We start from the raw sequence: 14,705 nt of genomic DNA on the forward strand, positions 1-14,705 counted from the left end.
ATGAGTCCGCCGCCGCGCCCCACCGCACTGCCCGGCAGGTCGCTGACCTGGGCGGCTGTCGCCCTGGTCCTGGCGGGCCTGCTGTGGCCCTGGGCGCCCTGGGGCGGCAGCGAGGCGCGGGTGGGTGACCCCAGCGGTCCCTGGGCCTGGCTGCCGATGCTGGCCTTTGGCGCTGCCTGCGGGCTGGCCGGCCTGCTGTGGGGCCGCCAGCACGCCGAGCGTCAGCTCAGCGAGCAGCGCCAGGCGCTGCAGCGCACCGAACAGCTGATCGACGCCTGGTACTGGGAAACCGACCCCAGCCACCACCTGACACTGTGGCGGCCGCCGCCCGAAGCGCCCTCGGCCGACTGGGCCGAGACCCTGCCCGCCGGCCTGACCCTGGGCCAGCGCTTCCGGCTCGACCACCCGGGCGCCCTGGAGGCCCGGCTGGACAGCCATGCCGCGCTGCTGGATGTGCGGGTCATGCGCCAGGATGGCGAGCACCCCGAACCCTGGTCGCTGCGGGCCGTGCCGCGCTACGGTGCCGATGGCTGCTTTGCCGGCTACCTGGGCTGTGCCAGGCCGCTGTCGCAGCTGGAGCAGCGCGCCTTCGACCAGGCCGCGCTGGCCAGCCTGCTGCCCGGCCTGGGCGTGGCCGCGCTGGTGCTGCGCGAAGGCGCCCAGGGCTGGGCGGTCGAGGCGCTCAGCGACGAAGCCGCCAAGCTGCTGCAGCTGGAGCCGGCGGCGGCCCGCGGCCGCGACTGGCCCAGCGTGCGCCAGGCGCTGCCCGCACCGCTGGCCGACGCCGCCGCGCAGCTGGATCCCGGCGCGTCCTGCGCCGCCGGTGACTGGACGCTGGACGTGCACGGCTTCGAGCATGGCCAGGTGATGCTGCTGCGCGGCGCCGCGCGGGCCACCGAGGCCACGGTCAGCGCGGCCGAGCACGAGTCCTTCACCTATTCGGTCTCGCACGACCTGCGCGCGCCGATCCGCGTGGTCGATGGTTTTGCCCGCATCCTGAAGGAGGACTACGGCCGCTTCCTCGACCGCATCGGCAACGACCACCTTGACCGCGTGCTGGCCGCTGCGGCCCGCATGAACGCGATGATCGACGCCTTGCTGGCGCTGTCACGCCTGCAGTCGCAGCCGCTGCAGCGCCGCCCGGTCGACCTGTCGCAGCTGGTGACCTACATCCTGGACGACCTCAAGCGCGAGCATCCGGAGCGCGTCACCGAGCTGCAGATCGAGTCGGGCATCGTGGTCGATGGCGACCCCACGCTGCTGCGCATCGCGATGGACAACCTCATCGGCAACGCCTGGAAGTACAGCAGCCAGGCGCCGACCACCCACATCGAGTTCCGCCGCGAATCGCGTGACGGCCAGGCGGTGTACGTGGTCGCCGACCGCGGCGCCGGCTTCGACATGCGCTTCGCCGACCGCCTGTTCGGCGTGTTCCAGCGCCTGCACAGCCCCAAGGACTTCCAGGGCACCGGCGTGGGCCTGGCCTCGGTCAAGCGCATCCTGCGGCGCCATGGCGGTGACATCTGGGCCGAGTCGGAGGTGGGCCAGGGGGCCCGCTTCTACTTCACGATCGGCGGCTAGATGTGAAGTGTCAACAGGTTCTTGCGTGAAGCGGGGAGCCTGGACATGGGAGGCAAGCAGCCGATGCCGTGATGACGGCGGCGCCAGGCCCGCAGGCCGTGGCACGGACGCCTGCCCGCCCTCAGTCGGCGTGCCGGGCCAGCAGCTCGGCCGCGTCGACCAGCGCCGCGGCGTGCATGGCCAGCGACCGCCCGTCGGCGTCGGCCAGGCGCTGCAGGCGCTCCAGCGCCTGGTGGCGGGTGATCGAGTAGCGGTGCATCAGCACCCCCACCGCCAGCGGCAGCGGGTCGGACAGCAGATCACGCGGCGCGGCGGGGGCGGCCACGACCGGGACCACCGGCGTCGCCACCGGGGCTGCCGCCGGACCGGCCGGCACCGGCCGCGGGGCGCCGCCGCGGCGCACATTCGACACCGCCGCCTCCACCGTGGGCACGATCTGCGCCACGTCCAGCGGCTTGACCAGGTAGGCCACCGCGCCGAGTTCGCGCACCCGCTGCACGGTGGCGCTGTCGGCAAAGGCCGACAGGAACATGAAGGGCGTGCCCAGCGACTCGCGCAGGTAGTCGGCCACATCGAAGCCGGTCTTGCCCTCCATGCGGATGTCAAGCAGGGCCAGGTCGGGGCGGTGTTCGCGGGCCAGCAGGATCGCGTCATCGCCGTTGTCGGCGTCGATCACCTCGAAGCCGGCCTGCGACAGGCCGTGGGTGACGGTGGCCAGCACCAGGCGGTCGTCGTCGACCACCAGCACCTTGCCCTTGCTGCCCTGCATCACCTCAGCTGTCATCTGCGGATTCTCGCCCAAACCGCGCCGCCCGTGGGGCCGCTCAGAGCGGCGCCAGCAGCGACACCGCCGGCGGCTGCAGGCGCAGCGCGGCCACCACGCTGCCGCCCTGCTGCTCCAGCGCCAGGGCGGCGCCCTTGCGCGGCAGCAGCGCCCGCACCAGGCCCAGGCCCGAGATGCCGGTGGGCACCGCCGAGAGCTGGAAGCCCTCGGGCAGCCGGCCGTCGTTGACCACCGCGATCGACACCTCCTGCTCGCCGAAGTGCACCTGGCAGCCCAGCGCGCCGCCGGCGCCGCTGTGCTTGATGGCATTGGTCAGCAGCTCGTTGACGGTCAGCGCGATCGGGATGGAATCGGCCTCGCTGAGCGCGAAGCGGTGCGGCGCCGCGCCGTCGATGGTCACGCTGATCGGCCGACCGAACATGCGTTGCACCGAGCCGCAGATCGCCTCCACCACGTTGCGCACCCGCAAGGGGCCGCTGATGCCGACCTGCAGGCCGTGCACCTGGGCGATCGCGTGGACCTGGCTGACCGCCTCGGCGATGGCTGCAGCCGCCTCGGGGTGGCGCTGGGCGTTCTGCTGCAGCAGGCCGGCCACGCCCTGCAGGTTGTTCTTGATGCGGTGGTGGACCTCCTTGACCAGCATCTCGCGCTGGGCGATGGCGGCCTCCAGCCGCGCCTGGTCGGCGGCGCGCTGCTCGGTGACATCGCCGGCCACCAGCAGCAGCTGCTCGGGCACCTCGCCGCGGGCGTCCAGCGCCACGATGCGCACATCCCAGACCCGCGGCGCCTGGCCCGGCGTGGCCGGCAGCAGCAGTTCGCGGTGCACGCTGGCGTGGGTGCGCGCGGCGCGGTCCAGGTCGGCCACCAGCGGCTCGGCCAGATCGGCCGGCAGCCAGCGCAGCGGCGGCTGGTCCTGCATCCGCGCCAGCGGCTGGCCGGCGAACTCGGACATCATCTGGTTGAGCTGCACCACCTTGTGGCTGTCGGCCTCGAACAGCGCAATGGCCAGCGGTGCGGTTTCAATGATGCGCTGCAGGCTGGCGCGGGCACGGGCGATCTGCACCTCGGCCTCGCGCCGGCTGTCGATGTCCATCAGCGCGAAGGTCAGCTGGCGCTGCTGCGATTCGCGGCCGGTCACCACCACATTGCCCACCACCCAGAACTCGCGGCCATCGCGCGCCTTCAGGCGGCAGTCGAAGGTCTCGGCCTGGCCTTCTTCCAGCGTGGTCAGCCAGTCGGTGCGGCGCAGCGGGTGGTCGGGCTCGGCGGTGGCCACGGTGCCGATCTGCTGGCCGACGAAATCGGCCAGCTCGCCGCCGAACATGCGCCGCGCCGAGCGGTTCATCCACTCGATGCCGCGGTCGTCGACGCTGACGATGCCCACCAGCACCGAATCGAGGATGGCGCGCGTGCGGTCGGCCTGCAGCAGCACCTGCTCGCGGGCGCGCCGACGGTCGTCCACGCTGACAAAGGAGCAGATGCTGCCGGCGCGCGGGTTGGCGGTGTCGACCAGGCGCTGGCTGGACAGCACCCACAGGCTGCGGCCGTCGCGCCGGCGCAGCTGCCGCTCGGCGCTGTGGCGGCCCGAGGTGGCCAGGTCGCGCCGCTCGCTGGCGCTGTGCGCCAGGTAGCTGGCCTCGTCGGCGAACAGCTCGGACAGCGGCATGCCCTGCAGGCTGGCCTGGTCGTGGCCGCTGAGCTCTTCCATCGCCTGGTTGGCGCGCTCGATGCGGCCGTCGCGCTGGTAGACGATGCCCACGTCGGACAGGCTGAACATCAGCTCGCGCTCGCGCGCCAGCGCCGCCATCTCGGCCTCGCGCTGGCGCAGCTCGGTGATGTCGGTCAGCACCGCCACGGTCTCGTCGGCGCCGCGGCCGATGTCGCCCGAGCGGCGCAGCGCCAGCGCGTACCAGCGCCCGCTGCCGCCGACCTCGCCGGGGCTGAATTCGGTGGCGCAACGGTCGTCACGCACGAAGGCGGCCAGCGTGGCGTCGACCACCTCGGGCGCAACGCCGCCGCGCAGCAGCAGCTCGCCCAGCGTGGCGCCGCGGGCGCTGCCCTCGGGCAGGCCCAGCAGCAGCTCGAAACGGCGGTTGCAGCGCACCAGGCCCGGGCCCAGGAAGTAGGCCATGCCGGCCGGGTTCTCGTCGAGGATGGCGGTCAGCTCGCGCAGCAGCTGCTCGTTGCGCCGGCGCGCGCCCTCCTCCTGGCTGACGTCCAGCGTCATCACGCTGAAGGCGGCGCGCCCCGGTGACAGCTCGCCGGGCTCGACGCGCGACATCAACCAGCGCTGCCCGGTCTGCGGATGCTGCACCGCGTAGCGCACCTCCACCCGTTCGCGCTGGCGCAGCGCGCGCTGCAGGCGCTCGTACTCGGGCAGTGAATCCGGCTCGACCAGCTCCTTGCTGACCGAGGTGATCGCCGCCGAGGGCGCGCCTGCGGCGGCGCCAACCGCCCGGCGCGCCGAGGTGGCCGGCCGAGGCACCCAGCCGCGGGCGGCGTCCCAGGAGGCCAGGCCGACCTCGGCGTCGCCCATCAGCGCGGCGATCTCCAGCCTGGAGAGGTCGCGCTCGTCCTCGATGCTGCGGTCGTCAAACGACGCCAGCCAGCGCGCGCCCTGCTCCATCGGGGCCAGCGCGGTGATGCGGGCGCGCAGCCGGTGGCGCAGGCCGTCCTGGCCGTCGACGAAGCCGTCGAGCTCGCGCGGGGCACCGGGGCGTGGCAGGTCGCCAGGCCAGCCCAGCAGCTGTTGCAGGACCGGGGGCAGCTGGTCCACGCGCTCGGTGGCGTGCCCGGCGAGACGGCGCAGGGGTGGGTTGCTGCGCAGCACCTGGCCCCGCTCGTCGAACATCAGCAGCGCCTGCGGGCTGAGTTCCAGCAGGGCCTCGACATCGGTGTCGGCACAGGGCCGGGGGGCGCGCGCGGCGCCCAGGGGAATGGAGGAGGAGCGGAGGATGGAACTCATGTCGCGCAGCAGGGCTGCGACGAGTGTACGCGTCGCCCGCCTGTGCGGGCAGCGCGCCTCAGCCCTGCAGCTGTCGCGCCGCGGCCAGCGACTTCAGCACCGCCTCGTTGTACTCGCCAGGCGTCAGCAACAGCGACTCCATCGCCGCCTCGATGTCATAGGGCAGCCCGGCCTCCACCGCCTGGGCCAGTGCCAGACCCGGGGCATGGGCGCCCGCGCCATCCAGCAGTGCCAGGGCCACGCGCTCGGGCACCGGCAGCTTGGACAGCAGCTGGGTGAAGGGCTGGACCAGCATGCGGTCGAGCAGCGAGAACACGCCGCAGATGAAGGCCTCGTTGCGCAGGGTCTCGTCGCCCTGCAGGCGCGCCAGCTCCTCCATCAGCAGGCCACGGCGCACGGCCAGATGCATCATCGGCTGCAGGTCGGGGCTGTCGACGGTGCTGGTCAGCAGCAGCGCCAGCCAGCGCTTGAGGCGCTGGTAGCCCAGCACCATGATGGCGTGCTGGAAGGAGGTGATCTCGACCGACAGGCCGAAGCCCGGCGAATTGATGTAGCGGATCAGCCGGAAGGCCAGCGCCGGGTCGCGGCGCAGCACCTCGTCGAGGCGGCCCACCGGCTCCTCGCGGTCCAGGCGCTGCATCAGCTCGGCCACGGTGCTCACCGCGCCGGGGAAGTCGCGCCGCTGCGTGCCGCCGACCGGCGGGTCGCCCAGCGGCCAGCCCACCACCGCGGTGGCGCCGCGCTTGAACGCGGCGGAGGCCTCGGCCGGTGTGTGCACGCCCGACTGGGCAAAGGGCAGCGACCGTGCAGGCACCGCCGGCGAGGCCTCACCCGGCACGCGGCGTTCCTCGTCGACATCGATCACCGCCAGCTTGAAGCTGCGCAGTTGCTCGGGCGCCAGCGGTGCCAGCGGCCGGCCCTTGAGCACCAGACCCTGGCCGTGCGAGGACAAGGTGGCCAGACGGTCGGTGGTGGCCGCATCGGCCAGCATGAAGGCTGGCAGCTCCACCAGCCAGTGCGCCTGCACGCCGGCACGCTCCAGCCAGTCCAGCAGGGCACGCAGCCAGGTCTCGCTGGTCAGGTTCAGGGCGATCGGGCCGGCGTCGGCGGGCCAGGTCCCGGCCAGCAGCGCTGCCAGTGCCTCGGGGTCCGGCGCTGGGCCGCCAGGCAGCGGGTGCACGGTCAGGCGGGCGATGGACGGCTGGCGGCGCGCGTCGAACAGCGCGCTGCCCGCCAGGATCAGGTGGTCGAGCACAGGGGCAGACATGGCTGAACAGGGTTGGGTGGACGACGAACCGGCCCGCGCAGGTCAAGGCCGGTCGGCCGCTCAGCTGTTGATGTACTGGAACAGCGACATCTTCTGCAGAGTCGCGTAGGTTTGCAAGGCCACCTGGTAGCCGGTCTGCTGGTTGGCAAAGTCCGAGATCGCCTGGGTCTCGTCCAGGTCTTCGGCGTCGGACTCGGTGGTCTTGGCGAACAGCTTCAGGTCGGTGACCCGGGCCTGCACGCCCTCGATGCGGTTGAGCGTCTCGCCGGCCAGGCTGCGTGACGATTGCAGCTGGCCCAGGCTCTGATCCACGTCGCGCAGGCCGGTCTGCACGGCCTGGGTGACCTGGGTGGGGGTCTGGTTCGGCGTCTTCAGCGCATTGACCACCCGGTCCAGCGCATCGAACACCGACAGGCCGACGGCCGAGGGCGTGATCTCGAAGGCATCGGCATCGGCCGGCGTGCCGTTGACGGCGAAGGACATGCCGTCGATCGTGATCGCCTGGCCCGAGGTGTAGGGCTGGCCACTGAGCGCCGTGGGATTGCCGTCCTGGAAGACGCTGTAGGTGGTGACACCGCCGACCACGCTGAAGCTGACGCTGTAGGTGGAGCCGGTGATCTGGGCCGGATCGGTCACCCGGCCGGCGTCGATCCAGGCGCTGCTGCTGCCCAGGTTGCGGGTCTCGAAGACGCCGTTGCCGGTGCGTGCGCCCATCCAGACCTGGCGGCCGTCGAAGGTCAGTGGCAGTTGCTCATCCGAGGCCACTTCCACCTGGCCGCCGGTGCCGGTGTAGGCCACGCCGCCCGGGGCATCCAGGAACGGCGGCTGGCTGGTGCCCTGGCCCGAGAAGACGAAGCCGCCGGCGCCATTGCCGCGGTTGGCCACGCTCATCAGCTGCTTGCGGATCTCGGCCAGCTGCTTGGCCACGTCCTGGCGCTGGGCATCGCTGTAGCTGGCGTTGCCGGCGGCCACCACCAGCTCACGCGCCTGCTGCAACAGCTCGCCGGCATCGCCCAGTGCCGACTCGGTCAGCGTCATCGAATTCTTGCTGGCGTCCACCGCGCGCTGGTTGGCCTCGGAGCGCTGCTGCAGCGCGCGCGCCCGCTCGGCCCGCGCCGCGGCGACCGGGTCGTCGCTGGCGTGCAGCACCCGCTTGCCGCTGGTGAGCTGCTGCTGCGCCTCGACCAGGTCCTGCTGGCGCTTCTGCAGCGTGTTGATCACCTTGTCGTAGGCATTCAGGGTGGCGACGCGGAACATGGATGGACTCCTGGAAGGTCACTCGGTCACTGGCCGAGCTGCAGCATGGTGTCGAACACCTGCTGCGCCACCTGCAGCACCTTGGCGGCTGCCTGGTAGCTTTGCTGGAACTGCAGCAGCATCGCGGCCTCTTCGTCCAGGTTGACGCCGACCTTGGAGGTCACGGCATCGGTCGCCTGGGTGTAGGCCGATTCGGAGATCTGCGCGGCGGTCTTGGCGCTCTGCACCCGCACGCCGATGTCCGACATGGTGTTGGCGTAGGCGTCGGTGAGGGTGGCGCCTTCGGCGATGCTGCCGTCCTGGCGCATCGTGCGGCCGACGAAGCGCTCGTCGCGCAGCGCCGCCACCTGCAGCGCGTTGCCGTTGTTGGTGGCGGGGAACTGGGTCTTGGCGATGCTGATCGTGTCCCCGGTCTTGGGCACGCCGTTCAGGCGCAGCTCAAAGCCGTTGAAGGCGATCGGCTGGCCGGCCACCCAGGCGCCGCTGCCGCTGTCGACCACCGTGCCACTGGCGTCGGTGATGCTGTAGTCGTAGTTCCCGGTGTCGTCATTGAAGCTGATCGCCACGCTCAGGTTGGGGTCGATGCCGGTGCTGACCACCTTCAGCGAGGCGACGGTGGCGGTGCCGGTGTTGGCGTCGCCCATGGTGGCGGTCACCGGCGCTGCCGCGGCAATGCCGTCCGGGTCGTCCAGCACACGGGCCATGCCGGTGGCGGCATGGCCGACCGGCTGCAGCAGGAAGCGGTCGCCGGCCTGCAGACCGGGCGGCGGCACGCTGACGGTGAAGCCGTCCACCGTGTCGCCGTCGACAATGCTGCGGGTCAGGCCGTCGGTCAGCCGCTTCAGCAGGAACTGGCCCGGGTTGTCGGGGTCGTTGGTCAGCTCGTAATCGCTGGCCTGCAGCAGCGTGGCGTCGGCGATGTCGACGTTGACGGTGGCGATCAGGTCGCCATTGCCGTCGCGCGCGTTGTTGCGGTTGGGCACCACGGTCGGTGCGGTGATGCCGAACAGCGCCGCGCCGGCCCCGGGCGGGTCGCCCAGGTCCAGGCCCATGGCCTGCTGGTCGTTCATCTTGGCGGCGAACACCGTGGCCATCTGGCCCAGCTGGTTGCGCATGTCCACCAGGTCGTGGTTCTGGTAGCGCAGCAGGCCGGCGATCGAGCCGCCGGTGACCATCTGGTCGTCGATCGGCAGCGTTTCGCCGGCAGACACCAGGGACAGGGCCGCGCGGCTGGGATCAGCGGGGTCCGGGCCGACGCTGAGCTTTGAGGCCTCGGTGCCCAGCACCAGGCGCTGACCGCCGGCAATGAACACGCCCAGCGTGCCGTCGTCGGCTTCGATGGTGCTGACCTGCAGGTACTGGCTGAGCTGGTGCACCAGCTCGTCGCGCTGGTCGAGCAGGTCGTTGGGGCGTTGGCCCAGCGACCAGACCGAGGCGATGCGGTCGTTCAGCGTGGCAATGTCCTGGGCCAGGCCATTGACGGTCTCGGCGGAGCTGGCCAGGTCGGAGCGCACGCCGTCCTGCAGCACCTCGATGCGGCCGGCCGCGCTGGAGAAGCGCGCCGCCACGTCGGCGGCACGGGCCAGGTAGACCTGGCGCGCGGAACCGTCGGCCGGCACGCTGGCCAGGTCGGCGGCGGCGTTCAGGAACTCACCCATCGCATAGCCGATGCCGGCGGTACCGGGCGGGAACACATCTTCCAGCTGCTGCAGCTGGACCGAGCGCATGCCGTCCATGCTCGACAGCGATGCCGCGGCATGCGCCTGGGCGGTGAGGAACTGGTCGTGGGCGCGGCGCACGTCCACCACGTTCGAGCCCTTGCCGAAGAAGCCCGCACCGGTGAACTGGCCGGTGTTGGTGGCCAGGATCGCCGACTGGCGCGAATAGCCCTGGACACCGGCGTTGGCGATGTTGTGGCCGGTGACCTGCAAGGCGGCGCTGTTGGCCAGCATGGCGCGCAGGCCGATGGCCATCAATCCGGAGGTCGACATGCCAGGTTCTCCTTCAGGCGCTCAGGCTGCGCTGCAGGCGCAGCGTGGTGTTGATCACCTTGCCGAGCTTGCTGGCGTAGGCGGGGTCGGTGGCGTAGCCGGCGTTCTGCAGGCCCTGGGCGAAGCCCTTGGCATCGGCACCGGCGGCCACGACCTTGGCATAGCGCGGGCTGTTCTTCATCAGGCTGGCGTAGTCGGCGAAGGACTCGGCGTAGCTTCTGTAGGCGCGGAACTTCTGCACCACCTTGCGCGGCGTGCCGTTGATGTACTCGGTGGTCACCACGTCGGCGGTGGCGCCCTTCCAGTTCGGGCTGGCCTTGATGCCGAAAAGGTTGAAGGTGTTGCTGCCATCGGCGGCCTTCATCTCTTTCTTGCCCCAGCCGCTCTCATGGGCGGCCTGCGCCACCATGAAGGTGGCCGGGATGCCGGTGCTGGCCTCGGCGGCCTGGGCCGAGGCGGTGTGGCGGGCGACGAAGTCGGCCGCCGATTGCGTGGGGATGCCGCTGGGCTGGGCCGCGCCGATGGGCGTGGAGGTGGTGTCGGGCTTGGGAATCGGACCGGGCTGCAGGCCCATGTTGCGCTCAAGCTGGCGGGCGATCACATCGCTCAGGCCGCCCGGGCGGCCGGCCACCTTGGCCGCCCACTGCGCATCCAGCATCTCGCGGCCGAGCTTGCTGCCTTCGTTGTCGAAGCTGCCGTCCTGGCCGGGCTCGGAGGCCTGGCGCATGGTCTTCAGCAGTTCCTGCATGAACAGCGATTCGAACTGCTTGGCGGCCTCGCGCACCGCGGTCTTCGGGTCAGCTGCGGCCTGCCGGCGCAGCGATTCAACGCCCCGGGCATCACCGAATCCGGTGCGCGCGGCGTTCTGGAAGGTGGTGGGGATGGCGGCCATGGCGCTTGCCTCAGATGACCTCGAGCTCGGCCTGCAGCGCGCCGGCCGACTTCATCGCCTGCAGGATGGCCAGCAGGTCCTGGGGCGTGGCACCCAGCGCGTTGAGCGCCTTGACCACGTCGGCCAGCTGCGCGCTGGCGGGCACGTTGATGACCTGGCCGCCCTGCTGGGTGACCTGGATGTCGTTCTTCTCGGTGACCACGGTCTGACCGCCCGACAGCGCGCCCGGCTGGCTGACCTGCGGGGTCGAGCTGATCGTCACCGCCAGGCTGCCGTGCGCCACGGCGCAGGGCGCCAGCGTGACGCTCTGGTTCATCACGATCGAGCCGGTGCGCGGGTTGAGCACCACCTTGGCGGCGGGCTTCTCCAGCGTCAGCGGCAGGTTCTCGACCTCGGCCAGGAAGGCCACGCGCTGGGCGCTGTCCTGCGGTGCGCGCACGCGCACGACGCGGCCGTCGATGGCCTGGGCCGTGCCCTCGCCCTTGGCGCCGTTGATCGCCTTGGCCACGGCATTGGCGGTGGCGAAGTCGCCCGAGCTGAGGTCCAGCTGCACGAACTCGCCCACCAGCAGCGGCGTGGGCACGGCGCGCTCCACCGTGGCGCCCTGCGGGATGCGACCGCCGCCCAGGTGGTTGATCTGCACCTTGGCGCCGCCGGCCGACGCGCCCGCGCCACCCACGATCAGGCCGCCCTGGGCCATCGCATAGATCTGCCCGTCGGCACCCTTGAGCGCGGTGGCGACCAGGCTGCCGCCGCGCAGGCTCTTGGCATTGCCGATCGACGACACACTCACATCGATCTGCTGGCCCGGCTGGGCGAAGGGCGGCAGCGTGGCCGTGACCAGCACCGCCGCCACGTTCTTCAACTGCATCTGGGCGCCGGCCGGCACGGTCACGCCCATCTGCTGCAGCATCGAGTTGACGCTTTGCGCGGTGAACGGCGTCTGGGTGGTCTGGTCGCCGGTGCCGTCCAGGCCGATCACCAGGCCGTAGCCCATCAGCTGGTTGGGTCGCACGCCCTGCACCGAGGCGACTTCCTTGATGCGCTGGCTGGCCTGTGCGGGCCAGGGCCACCACAGGGCGGCACTGGCCATCACGGCCGCCAGCATGGCGGCCAGGCGCAGCAGTCGTTCGGTACGGTCGGGCGCGTTCATCACGAGGCTCATCAGATCGGCAGCAGGTTCAGGAAAAAGCGGCCCAGCCAGTTCATGCCCTGGGCATCCTCGATCGCACCGCGACCGCGGTTCTCGATGCGGACATTGGCGATCTGCGCGCTCTGCACGGTGTTGCCCGGCGCGATGGCACGCGGATCGACCTGGCCGGTGAAGCGCAGCACATCGACGCGCTGGTTGACACCCACCTGCTTCTCGCCGGCCACCAGCAGGTGACCATTGGGCAGCACGCCCACCACGGTGGCGGTGATCGTGCCGCTGAACTGGTTGGTGGTGGCGGTGGTGCCTTTGCCTTCGAAGTTGTTGGCGCTGCTGCCCGAGATGCCCAGACGCGACAGCCCCAGCGCCGACAGACCGCTCAGCGACGAGGCGCTGGACTCGACCTTGCCGGTCTTGCCCACGGTGCTGTTGGCGGTCTGGGTGGCGCTGACGTTCTCGACGATGTTGATCGTCAGCGTGTCGCCCACCATGCGCGCGCGGTAGTCCTCGAACAGCGGACGGTAGGCCGCGGCCTGGTAGATCGCGCCATTGCCGCCCATCGCGACCGGGGCGGTGTACGGCAGCGGCTGCAGCTCGGGGAACGCGCTCGGGCCGCTGGCCGGTGCCGCGGGGGCGGTGGCGTGGGCGAAGTCGACCTGGGGGGTCGGGTAGATGGTGGTGCAACCGGCCAGGGCCGCCAGCGTCAGCGCGGGCAGGAGGCGGGTGAGGGTGATCGACATGGTCGTGTGTCCTGCAGGAATCAATGGCCGGTGTGGCTGCGCAGCTGGGCGTCGGTCTCGAGCGCGCCGGTGCGCAAGGTGCCGTTCAGGCCCAGGCCCGGCGCCGTGATGACCGGCGCAGCGCCCGACACCTGCTGCCAGCCCTGGGGGGTGGGCATGAAGCGCTCGGTGCCGGCGAAGCGGGCCAGCATGATCCGACCCCGGTCGGCGCGCTGGCCGTTCGAATACTCGGCCGTCAGGCCGCCGCCGCTTTCGACGAGCAGGCTGACCAGGCGACCCGCGGCGTAGCCGTCCTGACGCACGTCGGTCACCGAGAAGAACGAGCCATATTGGGTCGCACGCGACAGATCCAGGGCAAGCCCTGCGATGGGCTGCGTGGTCATTCCCTGGGCATTGACCGAAGACGGGACGTTCAGCGTGGTCGAGCTGGGCGACGGCGTGCTGCCGTCGGGCAGGAAGCTCAAGGTGACAACGGGCTGCGGGTCGTCTGCGGTGCCAGCGACCGTCGCGCCATTGGCGTTGACATAGACGTTCCACTGGTCGTCGGCACGCTTCTGGAAATAGACGACCAGTGCCACCGACACACCGTTGCCGTCGAAAACCTCGGCCGAGGTGGCGTGGTTGTAGGTTCCGGCGTTGGCGAAGTCGATGCGCGGCGTGAATCCGAGGTCGGTGACGCTCAGGCGCGAGTCGAGGTTGAACTCAAGGGACAGCCCCGTGGTGGCATGCGAGGACATCAGCTCCGGCACCGTCAGCGGCACCAGCGCGGCGGCATCGCTGCTGCCGGGCGCCAGGCCCATCAGGCGCGCGCCGCTGCGGTTGACCAGGCCGTCGGCACCCAGGCCCAGGCTGGCCTCGCGGCTGTAGACGGTCTGGCCGCTGCCGGTGCGCCAGACGAACTGGCCATCGCCCTCGATCGCCAGGTCCAGCGCGCGGCCGGTCTCGACCGCGGTCGCGGCCACGGGCATCTGCTGGGCCTGGATGCGGCCCACCGGCTGGTCGACATCGCCGCCGCCACAAGCGGCCAGCGCCAGCATGACGATGGTGGCGATCGACGCGGCAGCCAGGCGACGCATCATGGCAGGCCTCAGAGTTGCGCCAGACGCTGGAGCATCTGGTCGGAGGTGGAGATGGCCTTGGAGTTCAGCTCGTAGCTGCGCTGGGTCTGGATCATCGTCACCAGCTCCTCGACCATGTTGACGTTGCTGGTCTCGAGGTAGCCCTGCTGCAGCGTGCCCAGGCCGTTGGTGCCGGGCACCGCGGCATTGGGCGTGCCCGACGCGGCGGTCTCGGTGAAGAGGTTCTGGCCGCGCGGCTCCAGGCCGCCCGGGTTGGCGAACGAGGCCATCGAGAACTGGCCCAGCACCTGCGGTGTGGCCTGGCCCGGCAGCGTCACGCTGACCTGGCCGCTGGGGCTGATCGACACGCTCTGCGCGTTCGCCGGGATGGTGATGCCGGGCTGGACGACGTAGCCCGAGTTGTTGACGATCTGGCCCTGGGCATCCATCTTCAGCGCACCGTCGCGCGTGTAGCCGGTGCCACCGTCGGGCAGCGTGACCAGCAGGAAGCCGTTGCCGTTGATGGCCACGTCCAGGTTGTTGGAGCTCTGCTGCAGGTTGCCCTGCGAGAAGTCCCGCGCCGAGGCTACCGCCCGCGTGCCCAGGCCGACCTGCAGGCCGGTGGGCAACTGGGTCTGCTCGGAACTGGCGGCGCCGCTCTGGCGCAGGTTCTGGTACATCAGGTCCTCGAACACCGCATGCGAACGCTTGTAGCCATTCGTCGCGGCATTGGCGAGGTTGTTGGAGATGTGGTCCAGCTGCGTCTGCTGGGCTTCCATCCCGGTCTTCGAAATCCAGAGTGATCGGATCATGGTGTACTGCTCCCATTCAGGGGGATGACACGATGATCCCGGGAACTTGAGGCCTGCTTAGCCGCGAAAAGCCGGGGTTTGGGGGGGCATCTGCGGGCTTGGGCGGCGGTTTGCTGCCCACAGCGGCCGTTGGCCGCTGTGGGCCAAGGCCCCGAACGTTGGGCTCCCCCCAGCCCCCCTCCAAGAGGGTGGCTCCAGTCAGAACCAC

Annotated in this window: 11 protein-coding genes; 1 reads left to right on the forward strand and 10 read right to left on the reverse strand. The window is 71.0% G+C overall.

The annotated features are described in order from the left end of the window. Nucleotides 1-1,581 (forward strand): sensor histidine kinase, encoded by a 1,581-nt coding sequence (locus tag KAK03_RS23490; RefSeq protein ID WP_210857115.1) that lies wholly within the window; start codon nt 1-3, stop codon nt 1,579-1,581. A 121-nt stretch (nt 1,582-1,702) separates the two neighbouring features. On the opposite strand, the gene KAK03_RS23495 is transcribed toward KAK03_RS23490, so the two are convergent. The 10 genes from KAK03_RS23495 to flgG are packed head-to-tail and all read right to left on the reverse strand — an operon-like array spanning nt 1,703 to nt 14,497. After that, entirely contained in the window at nt 1,703-2,365 is a 663-nt protein-coding gene (locus KAK03_RS23495) for a response regulator (protein ID WP_247661379.1), read from the reverse strand. 40 nt (nt 2,366-2,405) lie between these two features. Beyond that, nucleotides 2,406-5,330, reverse strand: coding sequence for a PAS domain S-box protein (locus KAK03_RS23500; protein WP_210857116.1), 2,925 nt, complete (start codon nt 5,328-5,330; stop codon nt 2,406-2,408). Nucleotides 5,331-5,388: 58 nt separating this feature from the next. Continuing rightward, complete coding sequence (locus KAK03_RS23505) at nt 5,389-6,597, reverse strand: EAL and HDOD domain-containing protein (RefSeq protein ID WP_210857117.1); 1,209 nt, start codon at nt 6,595-6,597, stop codon at nt 5,389-5,391. A 60-nt stretch (nt 6,598-6,657) separates the two neighbouring features. Next, entirely contained in the window at nt 6,658-7,854 is a 1,197-nt protein-coding gene (gene flgL, locus KAK03_RS23510; protein WP_210857118.1) for a flagellar hook-associated protein FlgL, read from the reverse strand. A 26-nt stretch (nt 7,855-7,880) separates the two neighbouring features. Continuing rightward, the gene (gene flgK, locus KAK03_RS23515; RefSeq protein WP_247661380.1) at nt 7,881-9,845 is read right to left on the reverse strand and encodes a flagellar hook-associated protein FlgK; all 1,965 of its coding nucleotides are present in this window, start codon (nt 9,843-9,845) and stop codon (nt 7,881-7,883) included. 13 nt (nt 9,846-9,858) lie between these two features. Beyond that, nucleotides 9,859-10,737 carry a flagellar assembly peptidoglycan hydrolase FlgJ gene (gene flgJ / locus KAK03_RS23520; RefSeq protein WP_210857119.1) on the reverse strand — a complete coding sequence of 293 codons (879 nt, stop codon included), beginning with the start codon at nt 10,735-10,737 and terminating at the stop codon, nt 9,859-9,861. 10 nt (nt 10,738-10,747) lie between these two features. Beyond that, on the reverse strand, nt 10,748-11,890 hold the full coding sequence (locus KAK03_RS23525; protein ID WP_210857120.1) for a flagellar basal body P-ring protein FlgI: 1,143 nt from the start codon (nt 11,888-11,890) through the stop codon (nt 10,748-10,750). Nucleotides 11,891-11,901: 11 nt separating this feature from the next. Next, the gene (locus tag KAK03_RS23530) at nt 11,902-12,627 is read right to left on the reverse strand and encodes a flagellar basal body L-ring protein FlgH (protein WP_210857121.1); all 726 of its coding nucleotides are present in this window, start codon (nt 12,625-12,627) and stop codon (nt 11,902-11,904) included. 20 nt (nt 12,628-12,647) lie between these two features. Then, nucleotides 12,648-13,706 (reverse strand): flagellar hook-basal body complex protein, encoded by a 1,059-nt coding sequence (locus tag KAK03_RS23535; protein WP_210857122.1) that lies wholly within the window; start codon nt 13,704-13,706, stop codon nt 12,648-12,650. A gap of 8 nt (nt 13,707-13,714) precedes the next feature. Continuing rightward, complete coding sequence (gene flgG / locus KAK03_RS23540; RefSeq protein WP_210857123.1) at nt 13,715-14,497, reverse strand: flagellar basal-body rod protein FlgG; 783 nt, start codon at nt 14,495-14,497, stop codon at nt 13,715-13,717. Nucleotides 14,498-14,705 lie beyond the last annotated feature (208 nt).

The sequence above is a fragment of the Ideonella alba genome, from assembly GCF_018069845.1.
GTDB classification, from domain to species: domain Bacteria; phylum Pseudomonadota; class Gammaproteobacteria; order Burkholderiales; family Burkholderiaceae_C; genus Ideonella; species Ideonella alba.

What these genes read in the sequence shown, in the direction of transcription:
- KAK03_RS23490 (WP_210857115.1), top strand. Translation starts at nt 1, where the DNA reads ATGAGTCCGCCGCCGCGCCCCACCGCACTGCCCGGCAGGTCGCTGACC.
- KAK03_RS23495 (WP_247661379.1), bottom strand. Translation starts at nt 2,365, where the DNA reads ATGACAGCTGAGGTGATGCAGGGCAGCAAGGGCAAGGTGCTGGTGGTC.
- KAK03_RS23500 (WP_210857116.1), bottom strand. Translation starts at nt 5,330, where the DNA reads ATGAGTTCCATCCTCCGCTCCTCCTCCATTCCCCTGGGCGCCGCGCGC.
- KAK03_RS23505 (WP_210857117.1), bottom strand. Translation starts at nt 6,597, where the DNA reads ATGTCTGCCCCTGTGCTCGACCACCTGATCCTGGCGGGCAGCGCGCTG.
- flgL (WP_210857118.1), bottom strand. Translation starts at nt 7,854, where the DNA reads ATGTTCCGCGTCGCCACCCTGAATGCCTACGACAAGGTGATCAACACG.
- flgK (WP_247661380.1), bottom strand. Translation starts at nt 9,845, where the DNA reads ATGTCGACCTCCGGATTGATGGCCATCGGCCTGCGCGCCATGCTGGCC.
- flgJ (WP_210857119.1), bottom strand. Translation starts at nt 10,737, where the DNA reads ATGGCCGCCATCCCCACCACCTTCCAGAACGCCGCGCGCACCGGATTC.
- KAK03_RS23525 (WP_210857120.1), bottom strand. Translation starts at nt 11,890, where the DNA reads ATGAACGCGCCCGACCGTACCGAACGACTGCTGCGCCTGGCCGCCATG.
- KAK03_RS23530 (WP_210857121.1), bottom strand. Translation starts at nt 12,627, where the DNA reads ATGTCGATCACCCTCACCCGCCTCCTGCCCGCGCTGACGCTGGCGGCC.
- KAK03_RS23535 (WP_210857122.1), bottom strand. Translation starts at nt 13,706, where the DNA reads ATGATGCGTCGCCTGGCTGCCGCGTCGATCGCCACCATCGTCATGCTG.
- flgG (WP_210857123.1), bottom strand. Translation starts at nt 14,497, where the DNA reads ATGATCCGATCACTCTGGATTTCGAAGACCGGGATGGAAGCCCAGCAG.